Origin of the sequence: Laspinema sp. D2d, assembly GCF_025370755.1 — a bacterium.
Classification (GTDB): Bacteria; Cyanobacteriota; Cyanobacteriia; order Cyanobacteriales; family Laspinemataceae; genus Laspinema.
Genome location: NZ_JAMXFC010000002.1, coordinates 151,685 through 175,869, shown reverse-complemented (window position 1 = coordinate 175,869; position 24,185 = coordinate 151,685). Strand labels below are relative to the sequence as shown.

General features: G+C 47.2%; 21 protein-coding genes. 8 read left to right on the top strand and 13 right to left on the bottom strand.

The annotated features are described in order from the left end of the window. Window positions 1-49 precede the first annotated feature (49 nt). The 6 genes from NG796_RS02225 to NG796_RS02200 form a co-directional block, all read right to left on the bottom strand. Complete coding sequence (locus tag NG796_RS02225; RefSeq protein WP_261204282.1) at window positions 50-922, bottom strand: 2OG-Fe(II) oxygenase; 873 nt, start codon at window positions 920-922, stop codon at window positions 50-52. 107 nt (window positions 923-1,029) lie between these two features. Then, window positions 1,030-2,166, bottom strand: coding sequence for a cupin-like domain-containing protein (locus tag NG796_RS02220; RefSeq protein ID WP_261204281.1), 1,137 nt, complete (start codon window positions 2,164-2,166; stop codon window positions 1,030-1,032). 42 nt (window positions 2,167-2,208) lie between these two features. Continuing rightward, window positions 2,209-3,279: a cupin-like domain-containing protein gene (locus tag NG796_RS02215; RefSeq protein WP_261204280.1), complete on the bottom strand. Its 1,071-nt coding sequence runs from the start codon at window positions 3,277-3,279 to the stop codon at window positions 2,209-2,211. Between the two features lie 138 nt (window positions 3,280-3,417). Further along, a complete protein-coding gene (gene purH / locus NG796_RS02210) occupies window positions 3,418-4,977 on the bottom strand; it encodes a bifunctional phosphoribosylaminoimidazolecarboxamide formyltransferase/IMP cyclohydrolase (protein ID WP_261204279.1) in 1,560 nt (519 codons plus the stop codon). A 232-nt stretch (window positions 4,978-5,209) separates the two neighbouring features. Further along, window positions 5,210-5,332, bottom strand: coding sequence for a hypothetical protein (locus NG796_RS02205; protein ID WP_261204278.1), 123 nt, complete (start codon window positions 5,330-5,332; stop codon window positions 5,210-5,212). 290 nt (window positions 5,333-5,622) lie between these two features. Further along, window positions 5,623-6,126: a hypothetical protein gene (locus NG796_RS02200; RefSeq protein WP_261204277.1), complete on the bottom strand. Its 504-nt coding sequence runs from the start codon at window positions 6,124-6,126 to the stop codon at window positions 5,623-5,625. An 890-nt stretch (window positions 6,127-7,016) separates the two neighbouring features. Here NG796_RS02200 and grpE point away from each other — a divergent pair. The 5 genes from grpE (at window position 7,017) to rsgA (ending at window position 12,515) form a co-directional block, all read left to right on the top strand. Beyond that, window positions 7,017-7,784 carry a nucleotide exchange factor GrpE gene (gene grpE, locus NG796_RS02195; RefSeq protein WP_411268782.1) on the top strand — a complete coding sequence of 256 codons (768 nt, stop codon included), beginning with the start codon at window positions 7,017-7,019 and terminating at the stop codon, window positions 7,782-7,784. Window positions 7,785-7,944: 160 nt separating this feature from the next. Then, window positions 7,945-9,804 (top strand): molecular chaperone DnaK, encoded by a 1,860-nt coding sequence (dnaK, locus tag NG796_RS02190; protein WP_261204275.1) that lies wholly within the window; start codon window positions 7,945-7,947, stop codon window positions 9,802-9,804. A gap of 142 nt (window positions 9,805-9,946) precedes the next feature. Continuing rightward, window positions 9,947-11,077, top strand: a complete 1,131-nt coding sequence (gene dnaJ, locus NG796_RS02185) for a molecular chaperone DnaJ (RefSeq protein WP_261204274.1) — start codon at window positions 9,947-9,949, stop codon at window positions 11,075-11,077. 62 nt (window positions 11,078-11,139) lie between these two features. Then, window positions 11,140-11,334: a sulfurtransferase TusA family protein gene (locus NG796_RS02180; protein WP_411268784.1), complete on the top strand. Its 195-nt coding sequence runs from the start codon at window positions 11,140-11,142 to the stop codon at window positions 11,332-11,334. Further along, entirely contained in the window at window positions 11,331-12,515 is a 1,185-nt protein-coding gene (gene rsgA / locus NG796_RS02175; RefSeq protein ID WP_261204272.1) for a small ribosomal subunit biogenesis GTPase RsgA, read from the top strand. Before NG796_RS02180 ends, rsgA begins: the two co-directional genes overlap by 4 nt. Window positions 12,516-12,628: 113 nt before the next feature. On the opposite strand, the gene NG796_RS02170 is transcribed toward rsgA, so the two are convergent. Next, the gene (locus NG796_RS02170) at window positions 12,629-12,973 is read right to left on the bottom strand and encodes a DUF5615 family PIN-like protein (protein WP_261204271.1); all 345 of its coding nucleotides are present in this window, start codon (window positions 12,971-12,973) and stop codon (window positions 12,629-12,631) included. Beyond that, on the bottom strand, window positions 12,970-13,263 hold the full coding sequence (locus NG796_RS02165; protein WP_261198644.1) for a DUF433 domain-containing protein: 294 nt from the start codon (window positions 13,261-13,263) through the stop codon (window positions 12,970-12,972). Before NG796_RS02165 ends, NG796_RS02170 begins: the two co-directional genes overlap by 4 nt. A 123-nt stretch (window positions 13,264-13,386) precedes the next feature. Here NG796_RS02165 and NG796_RS02160 point away from each other — a divergent pair, with 123 nt between their 5' ends. The 3 genes from NG796_RS02160 to NG796_RS02150 all read left to right on the top strand — a co-directional run bounded on the left by NG796_RS02160 (window position 13,387) and on the right by NG796_RS02150 (window position 14,308). Beyond that, window positions 13,387-13,515, top strand: coding sequence for a hypothetical protein (locus NG796_RS02160; protein ID WP_261204270.1), 129 nt, complete (start codon window positions 13,387-13,389; stop codon window positions 13,513-13,515). Between the two features lie 150 nt (window positions 13,516-13,665). Continuing rightward, the gene (locus tag NG796_RS02155) at window positions 13,666-13,929 is read left to right on the top strand and encodes an AbrB/MazE/SpoVT family DNA-binding domain-containing protein (protein WP_261204269.1); all 264 of its coding nucleotides are present in this window, start codon (window positions 13,666-13,668) and stop codon (window positions 13,927-13,929) included. Beyond that, a complete protein-coding gene (locus tag NG796_RS02150; protein ID WP_261204268.1) occupies window positions 13,916-14,308 on the top strand; it encodes a type II toxin-antitoxin system VapC family toxin in 393 nt (130 codons plus the stop codon). The genes NG796_RS02155 and NG796_RS02150 overlap by 14 nt, the downstream gene beginning before the upstream one ends. A 189-nt stretch (window positions 14,309-14,497) precedes the next feature. On the opposite strand, the gene NG796_RS02145 is transcribed toward NG796_RS02150, so the two are convergent. The 5 genes from NG796_RS02145 to NG796_RS02125 form a co-directional block, all read right to left on the bottom strand. Continuing rightward, on the bottom strand, window positions 14,498-19,096 hold the full coding sequence (locus NG796_RS02145; protein WP_261204267.1) for a two-component regulator propeller domain-containing protein: 4,599 nt from the start codon (window positions 19,094-19,096) through the stop codon (window positions 14,498-14,500). Between the two features lie 59 nt (window positions 19,097-19,155). Further along, window positions 19,156-20,286: an NADH:flavin oxidoreductase gene (locus NG796_RS02140; RefSeq protein ID WP_261204266.1), complete on the bottom strand. Its 1,131-nt coding sequence runs from the start codon at window positions 20,284-20,286 to the stop codon at window positions 19,156-19,158. Between the two features lie 171 nt (window positions 20,287-20,457). Next, window positions 20,458-20,676: a hypothetical protein gene (locus tag NG796_RS02135; RefSeq protein ID WP_261204265.1), complete on the bottom strand. Its 219-nt coding sequence runs from the start codon at window positions 20,674-20,676 to the stop codon at window positions 20,458-20,460. A gap of 230 nt (window positions 20,677-20,906) precedes the next feature. Then, complete coding sequence (locus NG796_RS02130) at window positions 20,907-22,949, bottom strand: protein kinase domain-containing protein (RefSeq protein WP_261204264.1); 2,043 nt, start codon at window positions 22,947-22,949, stop codon at window positions 20,907-20,909. A gap of 349 nt (window positions 22,950-23,298) precedes the next feature. Next, on the bottom strand, window positions 23,299-24,018 hold the full coding sequence (locus NG796_RS02125; protein ID WP_317619258.1) for an acyltransferase: 720 nt from the start codon (window positions 24,016-24,018) through the stop codon (window positions 23,299-23,301). Window positions 24,019-24,185 lie beyond the last annotated feature (167 nt).

Below are 24,185 nucleotides of genomic sequence, written 5' to 3'. Positions count from 1 at the left end.
GTTTATAGCCAGTAGACTGTAAGACGTGGATAAATTGAGTTAAACCCGCTTAACCCGATCGCCGCATCCACCCTCTGAACCGGAAGCAGCGATCGCTAAATGCTGGGGAGTTCGGATGTATCGGCAGCACTTCATAAGCATTGCTGGTTAAGAAAAATACAATACTATTTTGACGCGGTTCTATGGTTTTATAGGATTGTGCGATACTCACTTGATTATTCACCATTTGACTATCATAAATCCGCATTTCTCCCCCGCTAAAAGGTTTCGGCGTTTGATAGAAAAAGTAACAGAAATTCAACACCCTTAAGGCAGTTTCGGGACGATTTCCATCGGTAGAAATTGCCTGTCCCTCGGGGGCATGGTTCGGAGTCTCCTCTGCTTCCATTGCTGTCAAGGGAAACCCCTCTAATCCCAACTGAATCAGCACATCGGGAAGCATCATTTGTACTCGGTGTAACAGCAGTTCCCGCGACAGTGCGAAGGATTGAGGTGTGGGCAACTGAATCCCACTAGAGGCAGTTCCTTCCTGGGGAAAGATAGTCTGAATGAGTTCCTGATACTCTGCCCGGTTGAGAAAATTATCCAGTTGCACCACCGTGGATTCTATCAGTTGCTGGGGTAGTTGGGGAGTGGGTTCCGGTTGTGGAGAGGGCGGTTGTAAGCTGAGGGATTGCACGGGGATGGGAGGAACAGTGGCGATCGCGGCGATCGCATCCCGAGGAATGTACAAACAGGACCCGTCCTCTTCGTTGGGAATTCTAATCACATCTGTTCGCCCATTTTTCCCCCGATTGCTTAAGGCTTGAAACAATTCCCTCAACAAGGATTCATCCTTAGTTAAAGACAGTTCATATTGATGACCTCCCGTCATCATCACAATCACTTTTACCTGGTTAGACTCTAGTTTCATTGTTTCCATTTTTAGTGCTTCTCTCTCGTTTAAATTTAGGAAGAAATAATAGAAATCACCCCTATTGCTTGATGATTATTCCCTCATTTGTTCCTTTGAATTTAAATGATTCTATTTTAGAAATTAAACGTATTTTCAAATGCTAAGTTCAAGTAAGATATAGAAATCGAAACTTCCAAAGACCGCACTTGATGCCACCAACCCACAGGTAAAAATAGCACATCTCCCGGGCCAATAGTTATCTCCATAATATCCAAATCTTTAAGTTGAGGATAGCGTTCTAAATTGGGATTTTCTAAATCAATATTACTGTAGCATTTCCCATAAACACTTAGTAAATGTTTCTGATTTGGCGAGATTAAGCGCACCCGTTTCCGTCCATACACTTGACATAGGAATGTATTTAAAATGTCAAAGTGCAAGGGAGTAATCGCCCCGCTTGGACCAAACCAGAATGCCGTCTTATGGGGATCTTTAGTATCAGTTAAATACTCAGGAAAGAGTTCGATATCGTCCAGCAGTCTTTTGAAACCTTCCCGGCTAAAGTTGCCATTGTAGGCCCCGATATAGTAATCATTGGTTTCTCCCCCTTGTAGAACCTGATCAACAAATTCACCAAAGAGTACCATTTTTTGATGCTTCTCTCGATACCATTCATACTGCTCATTGGATTCCCGATTAAACTGTGCACCAACGGTTACATGACCATATTTTTCCTTAAAATATTGGGGATTCCACAATGAAAGGGCTTTCCAGTTGTCCATCAAATCAGTGAAAATTACCGGCTTGTTTCTAATATAAAACCGCTCTAAAAATTCCTGGCCTGAAACATGGGGAATTCTCTCAATTTTTCCATAGTTGGGTGATAGTTTTTCTAGTTTGTGGTAAATATTGAGTTGGCATTCCAGTTGTTGCACGGGATCGTCTGGTTCGATGTCTTCCCGGGTTTCAAGGGGTTTGGGTTTCTCTGGAATTGGCAGGGAGACAGCTGGATCGGTGGCGATCGCCACTAAAGATGCACTAGGAAAATACAACGCACCGTTTCCCTCTTCAATCGGAATCTGAAACAGTTTATTCTCACTCTTTTCCGGTTCTGTTGTTAAGGCTTGAAATAGTTCCCCCAGTAACGGGGAATCGGGCATTAAAGCGATTTCACACTGGTGACCCCCATCTAGCATTAACATCACTTGCACCAGTTGTGAGTCATCTGCGGTGGCGATCGCCGAGTCAACGTTGATTTGTTCAGCTATCATAGTTTCTGTTCCTCTATCAACCTTCATTCTCTTCTCTGCCTCCTAGATATTGTAATAATTATTAATCAAAAAGTTCGTGAAAGAAATGGAAATCGCAATATCTAACGACTCCACATGATACCACCATCCCACGGGCAAAAATATCACCTCTCCCGGTTCTAAGATAACTTCGATGATTTCCACCTCCTTAAACCGAGGATATTTCTCGTAATCCGGATTGAGTAAATCCACCTCACTGTAAACCCCCACATAATTATAAAGTAAAGCTTTTTGATTGGGAGAAATCAGGCGAATTCGCTTTCTGCCATACACTTGCGATAACAGTACATTGCAGGGGTCATGATGCAATGGGGTAATCGTTCCTTCCGGATCAAACCAGAAGAAAATACAAGCGGTTTGGTTCGAGGGGTCAATATACTCGGAAAAGATTTCCACATCCTGAAGCAGGGGTTTAAACTCAGGACTATCAAAGTTGCCATTAAAAGGAACCATATAATAATCATTAGTTTTCCCCCCAGTGACGACTAAATCTACATAATCGCCCATTTTCATTTGCTGGCGGTGTTTTTCTTTTTGTTGCTCAAATAAAGGGCTTGATTCCCAATTAAATTGAACCTCTACGGCAACCTCTCCATACTCTTGCTTTAAATATTCGGGATTCCACCGAGACAATGCCTGCCAATTTTTCATGATGCCGGTTAAAATTACCGGGGTATTTTGGGCAAAATAATTGTCAAAAAATTCGGACTTCGACAGAGACTCCACTCGTTGAATCTGGTTATAATTCGGGTTTAATTTCTCTAGGTGTCGGTAAATATCGAGCTGAGTTTCCAGTTTTTGAACCTGGATGGCTTGCCTCGTGATTGTAGCTTCGGCTTGTTGGTTTTGTTCTGCCAGTATCGCTGAAGCCGCTTGAAAATAGGGATGAGTAGAGATGGCTTTGACTTCGGCGATCGCCATCCGAATATCTACCCCCCGTTGCACGAGAATATCTACCAGACAACCATCAGGAAGCTGGCGCAATTTATTGGTAGCAATCCATTGTTTCCACTCATTTGGTAGTCCGGAGGAAGAGGGACTCATCAGGTTAGCCTGCCCCAGTTGAGTTTGCATAATCCTATCCAAATCAATCCTATTGTAAACTAAACCACATCCGGTTTATTACGGCATAAACCCGTAATTTTGGACCTTTTGTCATCAAACTTAACCCAGTTTAGCAATCAGGCGGAGGTGTTAACCCCCGCCAAAATTTTAATGATAGAAGTGACGGATGCCGGTACAAACCATCACTAAACCGAGTTCATTGGCTGCCGCAATGGAATCACTATCCCGCAGACTTCCTCCCGGTTGCACCACGGCGATGATGCCTGCTGCTGCTGCTGTTCGCACTGAATCATCAAAGGGGAAAAATCCATCAGAGGCGAGGACCGCACCCTGGGCTTTTTCTCCTGCTTGTTCGAGGGCTATTTTAACAGACCCAACCCGATTCATTTGACCGGCCCCTACACCTAAAGTGGTGCGATCGCCAGTCACGACAATGGCATTAGATTTAACGTGCTTGACGACCTTCCAAGCAAATAGAAGTTCCGCCAGTTGGTCTGCCGTGGGTTGTTTTTCCGTAACGACTTGCCACTCCGTTGGTTCCGCGATCGCATCGTCCGACTCTTGGACCAAAAATCCTCCGGCGATCGCCTTAATCGTCTTTTTCGGACCACTGCTTAAATCCGCTAAGGTTAAAATTCGCACCTTAGATTTTTTACTCAAAATTTCTGCCGCTTCCGGTTCGCAATCCGGGGCCACCACACATTCCAAAAAGGTTTTAGTCAGTTCCGTAGCTGTTGCTGCATCTAAAGGACGATTGCAAGCAACAATTCCCCCAAATGCTGACACTGAATCCGCTGCCAAAGCCTTTTGATAGGCTTCCACTAGGGTACTTCCCATTGCTACGCCACAGGGATTAGTATGTTTGAGAATAGCCACTGCCGCATCTTCGCTACTGCCGGAAAATTCTGCAATAATTTGACGGGCTGCTTCTAAATCAATTAAGTTGTTATAACTTAACTCTTTCCCTTGCAATTTGTTCGCTGCCGTCCATCCCGTTGGCGTTGTTCCCATTTGATACCATGCTGCACCTTGATGAGGATTTTCCCCGTAACGCAGGGATTGGATTTGATGTCCGCTAATGCTAAAGGTATCCGGCAGGGTGGGATGTTGGGACTCGGCATTGCCTGCGGTATCCAAATAAGTGGCGATCGCGCGATCGTATGACGCCGTATGCCAAAAGGCCGTTCTCGCACAAGACAAACGAAATTCGCCGGACGCTTTCCCGTTACTCCGCAATTCTTTCAAGTAACTGTCATACTGCCCCGGATTACATAATACCGTCAGATGGGCGTGATTTTTCGCCGCTGCCCGCAGGAGCGTGGGACCGCCAATGTCAATATTTTCGATCGCATCCGCAAACGTTACCCCTTCCTTAGCGATCGTTTCTTCAAAGGGGTAAAGATTGACGACTACTAAATCAATGGGACGAATGTCGTTGGTTTCTAAATCGGTCCGGTCCTCGGGGAGGTCCCGTCTTGCTAAAATACCACCATGAATCCGGGGATGCAGGGTTTTCACCCGCCCCCCTAAAATTTCCGGGGACCCAGTATAATCGGAGACTTTAGTCACCGGCAAACCGGCTTCTTTGAGGGCTGTTGCGGTGCCGCCACTGCTGATGAGGTCAAAGCCGAATTCCTCAACTAAGTGGCGGGCGAGGTCAATTAACCCGGTTTTGTCCGATGTGCTCAACAGTGCCAGACGCGCCATGATGAATCATCCTTTGAGAGTGTGGAATTTGGTCTCTACTAGGATAATCCTTCCTTGGATATTTCTGTGAAATTTTTGTCGGGTTTTTCGGGTTCAAGATTTTTTTGGGGGAAGGGTTGACCTACCCCGGTTAACCTAAATTGTGAGATCAAGGGGAAAGGTGAGAGGTTCCGACAGGTGGCGACAACCGAACCGGCCCTGGGGGTTGTCGCCACCGTCTCATCGATTCCCCTTATTTTTTCACTTCTTGGTAAGCCTTGAATGCTTGCCACAGAAAAATTCCGGCTACAACTAGGGTAAAGGAAATTTGAGCGATTAGGCTATTAGAAATGGGCAGTTCTAAAGCGAGGATCATATTCCGACGCACCTATAAAAACAACTGGGGTTTGAGGGTCTCTAGGGATAAGGCGATCGCCTCGGGGAGACCGATGATTTATTTATAACCCAAAATGAAGGGGTTTTTATCAATTTAATCCTATCTTTAAAACAAATCGCTCCTGCAAGTTCAACTTACAGGAGCGATTGATCGATGTACCCATTCCCAGACCTAATCTGTTCAATCTAGTTGGCCCTCTGTGGAGGTTCATAAATTGATTATCCTTAAATGCCGCAGTATTTGTTAGTCAAAGCGCCGCACTTTGGGGTTCACTCCAGGCGAGAAGAACTGATTTTTTCAACTTTTACTTCCGGTCCGGAATGGTTGAGCCGATACACCCAAAGTTGTTCCTGACTTGCAATCTTTACTTGGACAGAGGGTCGGGGTGTCAAACTGCAATCAGCGGCGATCGCCTCGCAAATCGCTCCTACCCCGATTTCGGGTTCGCTCTCTACAATTTGTAGTGCTGATTTGGGTAAACCCGACTCTGTGGAAACGGCTTGCAATACTTGGTCAGCAGCGACTTCCGATAACAGTTCCACCGTGGGCAGATTGGCGTCAACAACTTGAGCAGGAGTGTTGGGATCGCGCCAAGCAATATGAAACCAGTATAAAAGCCCAGTGACAACGATCGCTAATAGAATGCGATCGTAGGAGTGGACGACATCATCGACGGATTGTTCTGGATAGGAATCTGGGGTGAGTTCTTTCACAATTAGCCTCCCGAATCGGTGAAGTTGGCATAAGGGTTCTGTTGTAGATGTCAGTTGCACCCCAATTCCGCAAGGCTCCGGAAAATTGCTCCTGTTCTAAGTCGTCGGTGAGTAGAGAGCGGTGATAAAAAATAATTGGCTTTCCGCTGGCAGTGGAATGGTGGAAACAGAATCGTGAAATTCGCTCCTTTCCTCTGTGGCGATCGCCTGAAGACTTTTTCTTTCCTATTCTCTATGACTATTCTAACTGAAACTTGGTTTCTTAAAGTAGAGCAATTAGACTTAAAATTCTCTCAGGGAGCATCCTGCGGGTTGTTATTAAAGGATTTATTCTCAGTAAAGAGGCTAGGGTAAAACCGCTACTGGCATCCTGAGCGAATTCATTTAATTATCTCATCTTCTTTCATTAGATTTCCCCAATTCTCCTAAATATTTATTAAGTTTTACAGAGTCTTCAAACTATCCGCTGCATCATAGACAGTTTATAACCGATTCCCGGCCCAATTCAGCGTCAAAATTTACAAAATCTTTAAAAACTTCGAGGAAATTTTTTGCAAATGCCTGATCCCCGCTGATTACCCATCCTGAATTAATCATAATTAACTGACAATAGCCTGATCATTCCCCTCATTTGGGCCAGTCACCGGGGCAGTGTTAGAGGACCCCTGCCCCCCTGTCAGGGAGGGTAATAAAATGGTAAAGTGAACTCCAGTGCGCTTAAAAAGGTCAGCTCCAGGCTAATCAAGGATTCTGTTGGGAGCGATCGCTTTCGCTTCACCCACTGACCTAGGGATAGTAAGGCCAGTTTCTAAAATAGGAGAGTTGGCATGGGACAACCGAGGCTGGGCGCTGATCTGTAGTTGAAAAGCGCGAGGGATACCCGTCCCCTCAGTCATTTTTCCTCCCCGGTCTTAAGACGCGGGGGTTTCCAAATGTCCAAGGAGGCTCAAGTGACAGAAGAACAAAAACAGCAAGAAAAAACACAAACAGAATGGGCAGCGGAGAACTCCGGCGGAGCATCCAATTCCGCTGATGACGCATCCGAGGCAGTCGCCTCCGATGAATGGGGTCATCAAGGGAAAGTGCAGGACGCCCCTCGGGAAGTCAGGGTAGAAGAGAGTGGCACAACCGAAACAGCGGAACCCACCGCCGCCGCACCCGACACCCAAGAAGCTAGTCCGGAAGAGTACATGGCGATGGAAGCCTTAGTCCAGGCTAATCAAGCGTTTAGCATTCAGTTAGAAGAATTAAAAAGCCAATATGCTAGATTAGCCGCAGATTTTGACAACTTCCGCAAGCGCACCCAAAAAGAAAAGCTCGAACTTGAAGCACAAGCCAAATGTGCCACGATCCGCGAATTGTTATCCGTCGTGGATAACTTTGAGCGAGCCAAAGAACAAATTAAACCCCAAAACGATGGGGAAATGAACCTTCATAAAAGCTACCTGAGCGTTTATAAGCAGATGGTAGAAAGCCTCAAACGCATCGGCGTCTCTGCCATGTATCCCAAGGGAGAAGAGTTCGACCCGAACTTTCATGAGGCCGTGATGCGCGAACCCACCCGGGAGTATGCTGAAGGCATCGTCACCGATGAATTCCGCCGGGGTTATATGCTTGGCGATCGCGTCTTGCGACACGCACTGGTGAAAGTCGCGGCAGCACCCGAGGACGAAGAAGAAGCGATCGCCTCAGAAACTCCCGACAGTCCTCAAGAATAACCCCATCCTCCATGATCGGCGGCATCCCAGTCGCCCGATCGCCGGTCCGAACCTCGGGCCCCAACCCGGTATCCTCCCCCCACCCCGTCGCCCTCCCCTGTCGCGACTGGAACCCACCCTTCCCCCAATTGCCACGCACACTTTAAATCGCCGAACCGCTATGGGAAAAGTCATCGGAATTGACCTCGGGACCACTAATAGTTGTGTTGCTGTCTTAGAGGGCGGTAAACCCAACGTGATTAGCAACACCGAAGGCGGACGCACCACCCCCAGTATTGTGGGAATTGCTAAAAATGGCGCTCGCGTTGTTGGACAGCTTGCCAAACGCCAAGCCGTCACCAACGCTGAAAATACCGTCTACAGCATCAAACGCTTTATCGGTCGTCGCTGGGAAGACACAGAAGAAGAACGATCCCGAGTTCCCTACACCTGTACCAAAGGCAGAGACAACACCGTAGATGTGAAAATCCGGGGAACCACCTACACCCCCCAGGAAATTTCGGCCATGATCCTGCAAAAGCTCAAAGAGGATGCCGAAGCCTATCTCTCAGAAGAAGTCACTCAAGCCGTGATTACCGTTCCGGCTTACTTTACTGACGCTCAACGCCAAGCCACCAAAGATGCAGGCACGATCGCTGGCTTAGAAGTGCTGCGAATCATCAACGAACCCACCGCCGCCGCCCTCTCCTACGGCTTAGACAAACAAGGACAAGACCACACCATCCTCGTGTTTGACCTCGGAGGCGGGACCTTAGATGTCTCCATTCTCCAACTCGGAGACGGCATCTTTGAAGTCAAATCCACCTCCGGCAATAACCACCTCGGCGGGGATGACTTCGATACCACCCTAGTCAAATGGATGGTCGAACAATTTCGCATCAATGAGGGGATCGACCTCTCCGTCGATAAAATGGCCGTCCAACGGATTCGGGAAGCGGCAGAAAAAGCCAAAATTGAACTCTCCTCGCGGGAGAGTGCCGCCATTAACCTCCCCTTTATCAGTGCCGACGAAACCGGACCCAAACACTTGGAAATGGAGTTGACCCGAGGACAGTTTGAAGAACTCGTTAGCGATTTGGTCAAACTGAGCTTAGAACCCGTCGTCCAGGCGATTAAAGATAGCACCCTGAGTATCGAGGAAATCGATCGGATTATCTTAGTGGGCGGTTCTACGCGGATTCCTGCGGTTCAAAAAGCCATTAGTGATTATTTTGGCGGCAAAGAACCCGATCGCACCGTCAATCCTGATGAAGCGGTGGCGATCGGGGCTGGCATCCAAGCCGGGGTCCTCGGCGGCGAAGTCCAAGATGTCCTATTGTTGGACGTGACTCCCCTCTCCCTCGGCATCGAAACCCTCGGCGGCGTTTTCACCAAAATTATCGATCGCAACACGACCATTCCCACCAGCCGCGCCCAAACCTTCTCCACCGCCACCGATGGACAACGGGAAGTAGAAATCCATGTGCTGCAAGGGGAACGGGCAATGGTCAAAGATAACAAAAGCCTGGGTAACTTCGTCTTGGATAAAATCCCCCCCGCACCCCGAGGGGTTCCTCAAATCGAAGTCTCCTTTGAAATTGATGCTAATGGCATTCTCAATGTCTCCGCCACAGACAAAGGCACCGAACGCGTCCAAAGCATCCAAATCACGAGCACAGGTGGTTTGAGCGACGAAGAAATCGAAAAAATGCGCCTAGATGCGGAAAAATATGCCGACGAAGACCGCTATCGCAAACAAGTCGCAGAAATTAAAAACCAGGCTGAAAGCCTGTTCTATAATTATAAAGCGACTTTAAAAGATAACGTGGCTCTGTTGAGCGAGGAGCTCAAAGCAGAACTTAAGGACAGAGCAAAACAGCTAAAAGCAGCCCTCGAAAATAAAACCGTTGAGGTTGAAGAGCTTAAACAGCGAATGTCCGCATTCCAAGAAACTCTCTTCTCGGTGGGAATTGCCGTCTATCAGCAATCTAACCCAGTGGAGGAAGAAGAGGAAAAAGAAGAAGCCAATACATCGGAGTAACTCCCGATCGGTCCCTAGACTGAGAAGGGAATCAGAGGTCTCCCCCCTGATTCCCACAACCAAACCTTTCCGGGGTTGTCGCCCCAAATGACAGTCCATTGCTTGCGTCCCTTTTGTTTTTTATTTTTACCAGAAGCGCTCTATGGCCCGCGATTACTATGAAATTCTAGGTGTTGCTCGCACTGCTGACAAAGAAGAGATTAAACGTGCCTACCGCCGGTTAGCGCGCAAATATCACCCAGATGTCAATAAAGAAGAGGGCGCTGAAGAGCGCTTTAAAGAAATCAATCACGCTTACGAAATCCTGAGCGAACCGGAAGTCCGCGCACGTTATGACCGATTTGGCGAAGCCGGAGTCAGTTCCGGTGCCGGAGGGCCAGGATTCGGTGATATGGGCGATATGGGCTTTGCTGACATCTTTGAAAGCTTTTTCAATGGCTTTGCTGGGGGTGGTGTTCCCGGTCAACAGGGCCGCAGAAGAAGCGGTCCGGTGCGCGGGGATGATTTGCGTCTGGATTTGAAGCTGGATTTTCGGGAAGCCATCTTTGGCGGCGAAAAAGAAATTCGCATTTCTCATCTGGAAACCTGTAGCTCCTGTGTAGGGACCGGGGCGAAACCCGGAACCCGTCCCCGCACCTGTGGCACCTGCAATGGCGCGGGACAGGTCCGCCGCGCTACCCGTACCCCCTTTGGCAGCTTCACTCAAGTCTCGGTTTGTCCCACCTGTAACGGCACTGGGGAAACCATTGAGGATAAATGCGAAGCCTGTAATGGGGCCGGGGTCAAACAAGAGACCAAGAAACTCAAAATTAACGTGCCACCCGGGGTAGATAATGGGACTCGCTTGCGGGTTTCAGCGGAAGGAGATGCTGGTGCAAGGGGCGGTCCGTCGGGGGATTTGTACGTTTATTTGTTCGTGAATGAAGATGCGGAGTTTCAGCGCGACAATATTAATATCCTCTCGGAAATTAAGATTAGTTACCTCCAAGCGATTTTGGGATGTCGTCTGGATGTGAATACGGTGGATGGACCAACGGAACTCACGATTCCTGCGGGTACTCAACCGAATACGGTAATCAAGTTGGATGGGAAAGGGGTTCCGAAGTTAGGGAATCCGGCAGTGCGTGGGGATCATCTGATTTCTGTGGCGATCGATATTCCGACGAAGTTAACGGCAGAAGAACGGCCCTTGCTGGAACAGTTGGCAAAACTGAAAGGCGATCGCATTGGTAAAGGGGGTAAAGGATTTTTAGGAGATTTGTTTAACAAGTGACCCAAAATCTAACCTCTGAATCCGATTACCCGACCCTGGATCTGCGCGGAACTCCTTGTCCGATGAATTTCGTGCGGACCAAACTGCGCTTGGATAAAATGAATCCCGGGGAAGTGCTAGAAGTCTGGCTGGACCCGGGAGAACCCATCGAACAGGTTCCCGATAGTCTGGTGATGGATGGACATATCATGGAATTGATTGAGGACCGAGGGGGGTTTTTTGCCATTCAAGTTCGACGTGCGGCGAAATCTGCATGAGTAACGGCAAGGATGAAGCAGAGACCCTGATGGGGACAAAGGGAGGGAGTCCCGACTGCGGGAATATATCCCTCCCAGGCGATCGCCCGGAGTTGCACTTTCCCCGGACTGGAGATCAGGCTGAATCCCTGATTACTGGGACAGTTGTGGCAGTCCAAGCGAATTATTATCGGGTGCAGTTGGATACCCCCATGACGACTGCATCCACCCTGCTTTGTACCCGGCGATCGCGCTTGAAAAAAATCGGGCAGCAGGTGATGGTAGGCGATCGCGTGGTGATAGAAGAACCGGACTGGGAAGGCGGCAGAGGAGCAGTCGCCGAAGTCTTCCCCCGGCAAACGGAACTGGATCGTCCAGCGATCGCCAATGCCAACCAGGTGCTGCTCGTCTTTGCCATTGAAGAACCCACCCTCGACCCTCATCAACTCACCCGCTTTTTAGTCAAAGCTGAATCCACTGGATTATCGGTTTTATTATGTTTAAATAAAACCGATTTAGTTTCAGAACAAGAGCGAATTGAGTGGCAAGAACGGTTAGAAAGTTGGGGATATCAACCTTTATTTATTAGTGTAGAAACCGGAGTTGGTATTGATGCCGTGCGCGATCGGCTCAAAGATAAAATCACCTTAATTTCCGGTCCCTCTGGTGTCGGCAAATCCAGCTTAATTAACCAACTCATCCCCTTTGCCACCCTGCGAGTGGGCGATGTCTCCGGCAAACTCGGACGCGGACGCCACACCACCCGCCATGTGGAATTATTTGACCTCCCCAGCGGAGGACTCCTCGCCGATTCCCCCGGATTCAATCAACCCAACCTCGACTTTCCCCCGCGAGAATTAGCCGAATATTTCCCCGAAGCGCGCCAACGCTTGCAAGAAGGAACCTGTCAGTTTAGCGACTGCTTACACCGGGATGAACCTAACTGTGTGGTGAGTGGAGATTGGGAACGGTATGATGATTATTTAGAGTTTCTGGAAGAAGCGATTATCTATGAAGAAATCCTCTCCCAACAAAGCAATCCCGAATCCAGCATGAAGGTCAAAAGCAAAGGCAAAGGAACCGAGCAAAATGAACCGAAGTTAGAATCTAAGAAATATCGGCGCGTTTCTCGACGGTTTGAACATCAAAATTTAGAACAATTATACCAGGATTTTGAAGAAGAAGAAAATCAGGAATTTTGAGAAAGAGGCGAGAAACCGGGTTTCTTAACTCGATTGGGGTGAAAAGGCATCGGTTATGGCAGAAACCGGGTTTCGGTCGGTTTCTGGGATCTGGGTGAGGGATCAGTGAAGATTTAGGCGTATAGCAATTGAATCTTAATCTCACTGGCAGTCAGTGTATGGACTAAAATGCCAACTCGCCGTGCCACTTCATAAGCATTTTTCTGAGGAACTATAATAATGCCTTCATGTTCTTTGCCCTCCGCCATATACTGAAGATGTAATTGCTCAAAATCAACCCGATTATGAGTCAGGATACACCGACCCACACCACTGGCAAATTCCAGTTGCTCGCTATCCGTCCTGCCGATCGCCCCTTGTTCGGGAACCGTAGTGATATCCAAACCCCGGGCTTTGAGAAGTGTGGCAACTAAAGCCGACATATCCTCATCGGTGTAAAGTGTTGCAGTAGAGGTCATAATGTACTTAACACCGACTTAACAGATGGATGGACTAATTCATCAGGTACTCGATTTTTTTCGATGTAATCATTAATTTCCCCTTGATTATCGAGATAAAAACTCAAGGCATCAAACACTTGTGCTAAAGTCAGATGAGGCAAATGGCTGAGAATTTCTTCTGGCATAATGCCCATCCGCCATAGCCCCACAATGGCGCGAACTGATGTCCGAGTGCCGGTGATAATAGGTTCTCCGCCTAAAATCTCAGGGTTGCGATTAACATACCGGGACAGGGCTTTAGTCGCCATGATGAATTGCTCCATTGAAAGTTAAGAAATTGAGTTTTTGGTAGGATTTTATAAAATATCATAACTCAAAAGACGATAACGATGCTAGAAATTACCCTCAATTAGAAACTTGACCCCCAAACCTTGACCCAACGGGTACGGATTGCGATACAAGAACAGAAACGTTTCGAGACTCTGCTGCATGAGGCGATCGCCCAGTATTTACAAGCGAATTTAGCCCCTAATACCCTTTCTGCATCCCCCCACCGCTGACCCGTTCCTGGATGGGCTATATGATGGGAGTTCAGAACTCAGCACCGAAGCTGAAACAATCCTCACCGCAGAAGTTCAATCTTCTTTAACTTGACCCAAACTGATGATGACATGAGTTATAATTAATTAAAAATTTTAACTCATTCACTGATGGAAATTGCGAAAGTCTCAGAAACAGGACAGGTTATTATCCCCCCGGAAATGCGGAAAACTTATAGCTTGGAAGTGGGGACGGAAATCATCTTGATTGATACGGGAAAAGGGATTCTGATTCAGCCCAAACAGCCTTTTCCTGCTACTACTTTAAATGAAGTCGCAGGGTGTTTGAAGTATCAAGGTTCTCCTAAAACTTTAGAGGATATGGAGGCTGCAATTAGCAAGGGACTTCAGGAGCAATGGCATGATTGCAGTTGATACCAATATTGTGGTTAGACTTTTGACTCAAGATGATGAAGTTCAGTATCAAAAAAGCCTGCAAATTTTTCAAAACCCCGAAATTTTTATTCCGGATACCGTTATCCTAGAAACGGAGTGGGTGCTAAGATTTGCTTATCAGTTTACGCCTCTCCAAGTTTGTTCGGCTTTACGGAAACTTTTGGGACTGCCAAATATTTACTTAACTTATTCTATGGTAGTTCATCAAGCTCTGCTATGGCATGAAACGGGTTTGGATTTTGCTGATGCTTTTCATTTAGCCCAAAGTCAGGATTGCGAGAATTTCTACACTTTTGATGAGAAATTAATTAAAAATGCCAGAGGGGTAACAAATTGTGAGGTCAAAAAACCCTCCTAGAGTGATTGATGCTGGTGGGGAGCAAAGAGTTCAAAATCCTTGAATACTTGTAGGGTTTGGCAGGAGAAGGCAACCCCTGAAGGGGTTACTACAAACAAACGTTTGTAGGGGCTTTTCTTCAGCCCGCCTGCGCAGGCTTCGTCCGTATAGCCTCCGGGCTACAGCCTGCGGGGCTTTTCTAACAGTTTTCTACCGTTGTTTAAGCACAACCAAAGTAATATCGTCAAATATCTTTTGTTTACCGATATATTCCATCACATCTTGAATCGCCCGTTCTTTGATTTCCTCCGCACTATGCTCTCGATTCTGCACAATCACCTCAATTAATCGCTCTAATCCATATAACTGTTTATCCATATCCATCGCTTCGGTAATGCCATCGGTGTAGAACACCACCACATCTCCGGGATTGAGAGTAACTTCGATAGAGGAGATAAAATCCCCAATTTCTTCCACTAAACCGATGGGAAATCCTAAATCTATGGTATCCAAGCGTTCCACTTCCCCGGTGGTGCGGACGAGAATGGCTTCTTCATGTTGTCCCGTTAATCGTAGGGTTCCCTTGCTGTAATCAGCGAGGGAGAGGGTCATACTTTTCTCGACATTCATCCGCTCAATATTGTGATAAATGGTGCGATTGAGGGCGTCTAAAAATTCCTGGGGTTCGGTGATTTTGCTCTCTAATAAGCTGCGGACAGCGGTTTGAGCCATGAGCATCAGGACGCCGCTTTCTAACCCATGTCCGGTGACGTCACCAATGCCAATTTTTAAGCCATCTCCTTGGGTAAGAATGTCGTAATAGTCGCCACCGACTTCCTCGGCGGGTTCCATGAATCCGGCGATATCTAGTTCGGGAAGTTGGCGCAATTCTTCGGCTTTGGGTAACATCATGATTTGCAGGCGACGGGCGATATCTAATTCGGTTTGTAGCCGCATATTTTCGGTTTTTAAGCGGACTACATTGAGATGGGTTTTAATGCGGGCGAGGAGTTCATCTTTGGCGATGGGTTTGGTCAAATAATCGTTAGAACCTGCTTGTAATCCGGCGACTAAATCCGAGACTTGATTTTTAGCGGTGAGCATGATGATGGGGAGTTCGTCCATTCCATACTGTTGACGCAGGATGCGGCAGACTTCGTATCCCGTCATCCGAGGCATCATCACATCCAAGAGGATGATGTCCGGTTTGAAGTTGTTGTCCAGTAAGGCGATCGCCTCGGGTCCGTTGGTGGCTTGGGTGACGGTATAATGAGCGCCGGAGAGGTAGTTGACCAATACTTGCCGGTTGATGGGTTCATCATCGACGACTAATAACCGGAAATGACCATCGGTTTCGGTTTCGACGGAAACCTCGACTGCCTCACCATCACTGTTATCTACAGCAATGGCGATCGCCTGTAAACGGGGGAGGAACGATGAGCGATCGCGGTTCACTTCTAGGGGTTCTGCGGTTGTCTGGGAGAGGGGGAGAGTAAAGGTAAATCGCGACCCTTCCCCCAGGGTAGACTCGACGGCGATCGTGCCCCCATGTAACTCGACTAACTTTTTAGTCACCGATAACCCTAACCCGGTGCCGCCATAAATCCGGGCGGTGGAGCCATCCCCTTGCTCGAAGGCTTCAAAAATGCGATCGCGTTTGTCTTCGGGGATGCCGATGCCGGTATCGGCGATGGTAATCGCCAAGTAACCGGGGTTCTCCTGTTTCTCCGGGGACTGCGCTGGTGGCAGCACCTCCGCAGAGACTTCCACAATGCCGCTTTCGGTAAACTTAATGGCATTACCGACTAAGTTGTATAAAATCTGCTGCAACCGATTTTCATCCGCATCCACGGGGGGGAGTTCGGGATTGATTTTATTGAGCAGTTGTAATGACTTTTTGCCGATGATGGGTTCGCACAAAGTCAGCACCACGTCACTAATTTCTCGCATCCCTACGGGCTTAATTTGCAGTTCTAAGCTCGATTGCTTCATCTTGGATAAATCGAGAATATCGTTAATTAAAGCATTCAAGCGCAGACCACTTTGGACAATCATCGAGAGGTTTCTTTGTTGCTTTTCTGAGACGGGACCGGCAACCCCATCCAGCATGGAGTCCGCTAGGCCAATAATCCCATTTAAAGGTGTCCGCATTTCGTGGGAGGTATTCGCCAGAAAGTCATCTTTAAGCTTATCGAGGCGGCGCAATTTTTCGGAAACGACTCGTTCTCGCTCTAATTCTTGGCGTTGTTGTTCTAATTCTTGCCGTTGGGCGATCGTCCGCCACTGGACATAGGCCAAAACTACGCCAATTAAGGCGAAGAGATACAGGGTATAGGCCCACCAGGTTTTCCAGGGTGGCGGGGCAATTTCTAGCTGAATCGAGGTGCCGATTTCGTTCCAGACGCCATCATTGTTGGAGCCTTTGACATGGAACGTATAGTGGCCGCCATTGAGGTTGGTATAGGTGGCATAGCGTCGAGTTCCGGCGTTAATCCAGTCTTTATCAAATCCTTCCAGTTTATAGGCGTATTGGTTTTTAGTTGGGTTGGTGTAATCTAGTGCGGCAAATTCAAAGCCGAAAAACTGGTCTTTGTAGGAGAGGGGTAGGATTGTTATGTCTGAGAGGGGGTGATCTAGGGTAACGGGTTCGTTAAATTTTTGAAATTCAGTGAGGACAATGGGAGGAATGTGGGGATTATCTTGGATGCGATCGGGATAAAAGGCATTGAAGCCATTGAACCCCCCGAAAAAGAGTTCGCCTTTTGGACTTTTAAAGGAGGATAAAACATCAAAACTATTACTTTGCAGACCGTCGCTAACCTCATAGTTTCTAACGGTCTCAGCAACGGGATTAAATTTTGAAAGTCCATTCATGGTACTAACCCAGAGATTACCTTGGAGGTCGCTTAATACGCCACCAATTACATTACTGGGTAAGCCATCTTTTTCCGTGTAATGTGTAAATTCGCCCGTAGTCGGATTAAAGCGATTGAGTCCGCCCCCTTGAGTGCCGATCCAGAACATTCCATTTTCGTCTTCGTAAATAGCACTAACTTTATCGTTACTCAGACTATTGCTATCGCTGGGATTGTTTTTGTAATGAGTAAAAGATTCTAAGACTGGATCGAATCGGTCGAATCCTCCTCCAAAGGTCCCGATCCATAATATTCCAGCGTGATCTTCGTAAATAACGGAAATTGAATCGGAACTTATGCTATTGTCTTCTTCTGGGTCGTGGATGTAATGGATAAATCTCTCTGAATTTACATCAAACTGATTCAACCCCCCGTCAAAAGTACCGATCCAAAACCGACCCGAACGGTCTTCATAGATTCGACAAACTACATGACCGCTGAGGCTATTAGGCGCTTCCGAGTTTTGGATATAATGGCTAAATGTTTTAGTAGTTCGATTAAATAGATTTAAGCCTGCATTGGTTCCCACCCATAACCGACCGAGACTGTCTTCGTAGATAGAATAAACGCTTGTACTATCTAAACTGTTAGGATTATTGGGGTCCTGGGTATAGTGAGTAAATTGCCCAGTTTTGCGATCAAGCCGATTCAATCCACCATTCGTTCCTCCAATCCACAATAGGCCATCTGCATCTTCAGCAATAGCCCAGACGGCATCACCATGCAAAGCATTGGGATTGTTGTTGTTAAAGGTGTAGCGCTCAAATTTTTGTTTGCCCAGATCGAAACGATTAACTCCTTTTGCCCAAGTTCCAATCCAAATTGCATGAGTTTTGTCAACATAAAGTGATAAGACGTTGTTATCGCTTAAGCTGTTGAGTTCGGTGAGTTGATTGAAGTAATGGGTAAAGTTTTTGCGGTTGGGATTGAGCCGGTCAATGCCCATACCTGTATAGGTGCCATCCCAGCTTCCCGATCCAATCCAGAGAAACCCCCGCTCATCTTCAGCGATCGCACTAATTCTATCAATACTAATGCTATTCGAGTCATTGGGATCGTGTTGATAATGGGTAAAGGTTTCAGTTTCTCGGTCAAATCGGTCAAGTCCGCCGCCATCGGTCCCAATCCACAGCACTCCCGTGTGATCTTCATAAATTGCGGTAACGTGGTTTTGGCTTAAGCTAGTGGGGTTATTAGGCTCGTTGATGTAATACTTAAAACTCCCCTCGGTTGGGTCAAAGCGATTGAGTCCGCCGCCCTCGGTGCCAATCCACAACACTCCGGTTTTATCTTCATAAATCGCGGTAACGTGATTTTGATTTAAGCTAGAGAAAGTGTTAGAATCCTGAGTATAGTGAGTAAAAATCCCTTGGTTTGAGTCAAAGCGTTCCAGACCGCCATTGGTGCCAATCCACAGCACCCCAGTTTTGTCTTCTTGAATGGCATTGATTTGGTTATTAATTAAGCTCTTGGGGTCTTCAGGTTTATTGCTATAACGAGTAAATTTCTGGGTAGAACGGTCAAATTTATTCAAGCCCCCTGTGAGCGTTCCTATCCACAGATTATGATCGCGGTCTTCATAAATTGCTGTAATAAAACTATCGGATAAAGAATTGAGGTCCGTCGGATCGTTTTTATAAGTGTTAAAGTTATATCCATCATACTGGGTCACTCCTTCCTGAGTGCAGAACCACATAAACCCTTGACTGTCCTGGAGGATACAGTTTACCCCAAGCAATCCTCTATCTCCGGGCAAGCGATCAAAAGTAATCTCTATTTTTCCCCCTCGTGCCGGATCCGCTCCACTCAGCATTAAACTGAATACGGCAATCAGGGCGACAATTCCCTGAATTAGACGTTTAATCAAATGGGAAGGGAGATTTTTGTCTGCCATGATGACTTACCTTTGAAATCGGCGATTAGGGTAGGGAAGTGGATCAGCATAGGGTCTTCTTATTTGCCCGGATGCAAGTAAACCGACATCATCTCGCGAATCATTTCCCCATAGTTGCCATCATAGCGAGTCACGTCATAACATCCCAAGGGATTGTCTACTAAGTTGATGCGGCATTTTTCACAGTAAGAGCAGGGCCGTTCTGGGCTGTCATCCCCTTGGGCAAATTGGTTGACTAAATTGCTATTGGCAATTAAAGCCCGGGCAATGGTCACCCCGTCGCAATACCCCCCGGCGATCGCGTGGCGGATATAGCTGGCGGTTTGGAACCCCCCTGTACATAATACCGGAATATTCACCGCTTGTTTCAGGCGTTGGGTGGCGTTGATATGTGGCCCCTGAATATCTAAGGGAAAATCAGTTAAGGACCGTTGAGATTGAGGAACTTTGCTCCCGGCATGGAGAGCATCTGCACCGGCGATTTCCAAATTTTGAGCAATCTGGATATCTTCCTCTAAATTCTCACCCCCCTCGATTTTAATTTGGAGGTGAAAATCATCACCCACCTGTTGCCGGATTGCTTTCACCACTTCGATTAAAAAACGGCAGCGATTTTCTAAAGACTGCCCATAGTCATCGGTGCGCGGGTTAACATCCCCTCGCAAAAACTGAGCGATTAGATTGACTGGAGGCTTAGTGCGACTCTCGGTCAAATCCGCGATAAACTGTCCAGTGCCGCCACTGGTGGCATCAATTTCCACCCCATCGAGTCCGGCTTCTCGCGATCGCCGCGCTGCATCTGCAAAGTCTTGAATAATCTCTTGAATTCCATCCGGGGTGAGCTGAGAACTGAGCAAACCGAGATGGCTACCCCCGTAGCTGAGTTGAACGATATATTTACAGTCATAGTGATGCACTGTTTCTGCTACTTTTTGCCAAAACGGAATGCGATCGTCCTCATGAAGCGTAGGACAGTTGGGAGCCATTCTCCCTGTGTTGGCAACCGGCACGACTGAAGAGAGAATGGCTCCCACACCGCCCCGTGCAAATTTTTCTTCCCAGGCAATTCGTTCGGGAGTGCCAATGCCATCAGGATCGTTAAAATTTCCGTAGGTATTGGAGCGAAAAATTCGGTTTTTAACGGTTAAATTGCGAAAGTTTAAAGGCTCAAAAATAACATCGCTTGCCATATTTTTTGGATTATAAAAAATCAGTCCGGTGAACCGTTCGTGTGACCCTTCCCCTATCCAAGGGAATGGATTAGGGACGAATTCACCCCTAACCCTTTTTCCAGTCGGGTAGGCATTGCCCTTGTTGCTGGTTGAATCACCCCAATATACCTGTAAAGGAAACAGAGAATATTAGATACAGCCCAATCTACCCCCAAAAGGCCCGAATTTCTGATTATGTTCGTCCATAATAGCCCGGATAAAGTCTCCTTGATTGCCACTGGTGAGCAACTGTTTTTGCTCTTCGGTCAATTGATACTCATCCATCACCGCATTCGGATCATTTCTAAATTCTTCCAATTTAGCTGGATCTTCTGCAAGATCGGCCAGCATTCTAAATAAATTTGACATTCCTCTACACTCCGAGTTAGACTAATAAACCAACCCACGCTGAACGTTAACTTAAAGTTGCGTTGCTCGCTCCTGGTTCCCGGAATTTTATCAACTTCATTTATTTTTGTCAAGATTTATCATCTGATAGTCAATGTTCAGGCTAATTTTTATCAAAAGTGAATTTATTGGGGTTATAAACTATTAAAAAAAGAGCACAGGGCCAGTTTCTGTACTCTTGAACTGAAATATTAAGGTTGAATCCGTTTTGTTTTCGACTCATGATACTCCCGCACTTGGCGCGATCGCATCCAATGAGGATAAAGCATTTTCCCTAACGGAATCGCGGTTGCTCCAATTAGCAAACTCACCCAATAATGAGATAAAATTCCCCCATTCAAAGCAAACCCTAGGCTGATTCCTAATCCCACCGTCAGCACAGAAATTCCCCCGGCAAAATACGACGAAACATTGCTAATTTTGAGTTTATCTTTAGGGTTTACGGGGGAGATTTTGCCCTGTTCTACTTCATCGAAAACTGCACCGGCAACCATCCCTGTTAAAATACTTAAACCCATCCATCCCAGCCAAGCCCAACTATTAAACAGGGAATGGGTGATATCCACAATCGGCCATGCACCACAGATTCCCCCGGCGATCGCCCCGGCAAGGGTTTGGGATACTTCTCTGGCTGTTCCCATCGCCCGTAATCGGCTGATTAATTCTTCGGTTCCTATACCGGCATAGGCACCGATTAACGCACCCAAAAGGGAGGAAGCGATCGCCGCTTCCAGTGCCGCTTGAGTCCAAGACATGGAACCCATGCCAAAAGCGATCGCACTTAAAGCGGCAATCACGGCACTACTGATACTCCCGGCGATCGCACCTGTGGCAGCCGGACCCGGATTCTGGGCGATCGTCCGAATGGTAGAAAGCACAGTCCAGGGAAATAAAAACAGGAATACGACCACGCCCCAAACTGAATCACTAAACGACCCGAGCCAATTTCCTACCACATTTAAAGGTGAAGTCCAGACTAGATTCAAGGCTAAACTTAGCAAAATTCCCAGCAAAGGATAGGGTAATTTTATCTCTTCTACAGGTTCCGGGGCGGTTTTAATTTTAAGGGCGACTCGATATAACTTTCGGTCTGAATTTGCCTGTAATAATAATTCGCGGTCATAAATGCGATCGGCTATCAAATTGCGGGTATCCACGGTGATGGTACATTCAACTTGATTCCCCTTAAACCGGGCTGGGGCGATCGCAATCCAGGGATGATTATTTTTGGAAAAGTAGCCATCTCTCCGATAAGGAGCCACCTTCCATTTCCCCGTTAGCATCGTCCCGGGAACGGGATTTTTAATCGAAATTGTTTGGGTAATTGGTTCTCCTAACTTTGTCCCCCGAAACTGCACCAATTGATGACTAGAAATCACTTGCGGCGTGCGACTAATCTCAATTGGTGTCAACACTTCTAAGGCGGTTTCTGCATTCGGGTAACGGTCTTTTGGCTTGGGTTCCACCATTTTTTCCAGCCATTGAATCCAAGCCAGACTAATTTTAGGAACCCGTTTCTGAAAATGAATCCGATAACTCGGGTCAATTAACTCCCCAATGTCTTGGGATTTTGTCCCCGTCAGTAAACAAATTAAAGTCGCTCCCACTCCATATAAATCCGAAGCCGGAGTCAATTCCCGATTAAATAATTGCTCCGGTGGCATAAACCCCAGAGTGCCTTTAACAATGCTACTAACCGCAACTTCTCCCTCCCCAAGATGAGCAAATCCAAAATCGACCAAATAGACATTCATCTGTTGATCAACCAGAATATTTTCGGGTTTGATATCCCGGTGAATTACCGCAGGGAGGCGATTTTGCAGGTAAACTAAAATCGACAACAGGGCTACAGCAACCTCTTTGACTTGAATCGGATGCCAGGTGCGCTGTTGCGCCAGGGATTCTGCCGGTTTGTACTCCTGAACCATACAAAATCCCCGGGGACTCTCAAAGGAATCTAAATAGCGGGGGATACCGGGATGATTTAGCCCCTGAAGCACTTGAATTTCGCGCTGATATGCCTCATAACCCGCCCACCCCGCATCACTGGTACTGGCAAACTGAAACTGTTTAATTGCCACTAAATCAGCCGGATCGGGAGTGACATCGGAAGTAGGTGCTGCGGTTTTACTACGACTCGCCAGGTAAGTCACGCGACCCCCAGCAAGGTTGTGACCCAATTCTCGGATAACCTGATAGCCGTACTCACCAAAATCGGGAAGATTACTCATCATAATGTGTTCGCAGGGATGCCGGTAGGACTATTGTACTGCGATCGCATTGGTGATGGGGTGAGGGGATGGGGGAGATGGGGAGGATGGGGGAGATGGGGGAGATGGGGGAGATGGGGGAGATGGGGAGGATGGGGGAGATGCGGGAGAGACGGAAGATGCGGGAGAGACGGAAGATGCGGGAGAGACGGAAGATGCGGGAGATTGACTGAAGTTGTTATCCCCAGTTAAACGTCACGACTTGAGTCGTTTCCTCCCTATCTACCCTATCTCCCCCATCTCCCCTATCTCCCCTATCTCCCCTATCTCCCCTATCTCCCCCATCTCCCCCATCCCATCCCCCCATCCTCCCTCAAACTACTGCTACCTCTCGGCGGGAAGAAATGACTTTAGCGGGAACGCCTACGGCAATGGAATAGGGGGGAATATTTTTAGTTACAATGGCCCCGGCACCGATGATGCTGCCTTCGCCAATGGTGACCCCATCCATGACTTTGACCCCAGTTCCTAACCAGCAATTGTCTTCAATGGTAATGCCTTCATAACTATTCCCTTGTTGGTTAATATTCTGACCCACGTTTGAAAAAATATGATTGTTAGAGTAAATACTAGAATGGGAAGCAATTAAACAGTCTTTGCCGATTTTGAGTTTGCCCCCGGAGAGACAGGTATAGGGACCAATATAGGTGCGATCGCCGATTTCAATGCCGTTTTGATTGCCATGTGCTTTGATATCCACTCCGCGATCGAAGGAAACGCCATCCCCAATTTTAATTTTATCTTTCGGTCCAATGCTGCGGATTCTCACATCTCGTTCCACTAAGACTTTTTGACCGATTTCCATCCGATAGGCGCAGAAAAATTCTACGCCAGTTTTGATGCGCACTCCTTTACCGAGTTTACCGAAAATTGTTTTATAAACCAGTCCCCGCAACCCGGTCCCGATGGAGGAAGGAACCCATTGAAGCAAGGCCATTTCTATTTCTTCTAATAAATGAAAGAACCGCCAACCGAGGGCAAATTTTAAAGCTTTTTTATTTTGAAGCTGCACCGTATAATTTGGACTCGTCATTTTTACTTCTCTCTCCCTGTATGCTTGCTCGGTGACGTGAGTTGGTTTGGGATTTCAGCAGGCTGTCCCCTGCTATCTCATCCCCGCTCTACCTTTAGAGTGAGATCCGCCTCTTCCTATTTTGTACAGCAGAATTGAATCGGGGCGTCTCATCCTCTAGGAGTATT

Coding starts and splice junctions, on each gene's coding strand:
- NG796_RS02225 (WP_261204282.1), bottom strand. CDS start 922: ATGGAAACAATGAAACTAGAGTCTAACCAGGTAAAAGTGATTGTGATG.
- NG796_RS02220 (WP_261204281.1), bottom strand. CDS start 2,166: ATGATAGCTGAACAAATCAACGTTGACTCGGCGATCGCCACCGCAGAT.
- NG796_RS02215 (WP_261204280.1), bottom strand. CDS start 3,279: ATGCAAACTCAACTGGGGCAGGCTAACCTGATGAGTCCCTCTTCCTCC.
- purH (WP_261204279.1), bottom strand. CDS start 4,977: ATGGCGCGTCTGGCACTGTTGAGCACATCGGACAAAACCGGGTTAATT.
- NG796_RS02205 (WP_261204278.1), bottom strand. CDS start 5,332: ATGATCCTCGCTTTAGAACTGCCCATTTCTAATAGCCTAATCGCTCAA.
- dnaK (WP_261204275.1), top strand. CDS start 7,945: ATGGGAAAAGTCATCGGAATTGACCTCGGGACCACTAATAGTTGTGTT.
- dnaJ (WP_261204274.1), top strand. CDS start 9,947: ATGGCCCGCGATTACTATGAAATTCTAGGTGTTGCTCGCACTGCTGAC.
- NG796_RS02180 (WP_411268784.1), top strand. CDS start 11,140: ATGAATTTCGTGCGGACCAAACTGCGCTTGGATAAAATGAATCCCGGG.
- rsgA (WP_261204272.1), top strand. CDS start 11,331: ATGAGTAACGGCAAGGATGAAGCAGAGACCCTGATGGGGACAAAGGGA.
- NG796_RS02170 (WP_261204271.1), bottom strand. CDS start 12,973: ATGACCTCTACTGCAACACTTTACACCGATGAGGATATGTCGGCTTTA.
- NG796_RS02165 (WP_261198644.1), bottom strand. CDS start 13,263: ATGGCGACTAAAGCCCTGTCCCGGTATGTTAATCGCAACCCTGAGATT.
- NG796_RS02155 (WP_261204269.1), top strand. CDS start 13,666: ATGGAAATTGCGAAAGTCTCAGAAACAGGACAGGTTATTATCCCCCCG.
- NG796_RS02150 (WP_261204268.1), top strand. CDS start 13,916: ATGATTGCAGTTGATACCAATATTGTGGTTAGACTTTTGACTCAAGAT.
- NG796_RS02145 (WP_261204267.1), bottom strand. CDS start 19,096: ATGGCAGACAAAAATCTCCCTTCCCATTTGATTAAACGTCTAATTCAG.
- NG796_RS02140 (WP_261204266.1), bottom strand. CDS start 20,286: ATGGCAAGCGATGTTATTTTTGAGCCTTTAAACTTTCGCAATTTAACC.
- NG796_RS02135 (WP_261204265.1), bottom strand. CDS start 20,676: ATGTCAAATTTATTTAGAATGCTGGCCGATCTTGCAGAAGATCCAGCT.
- NG796_RS02130 (WP_261204264.1), bottom strand. CDS start 22,949: ATGATGAGTAATCTTCCCGATTTTGGTGAGTACGGCTATCAGGTTATC.
- NG796_RS02125 (WP_317619258.1), bottom strand. CDS start 24,018: ATGACGAGTCCAAATTATACGGTGCAGCTTCAAAATAAAAAAGCTTTA.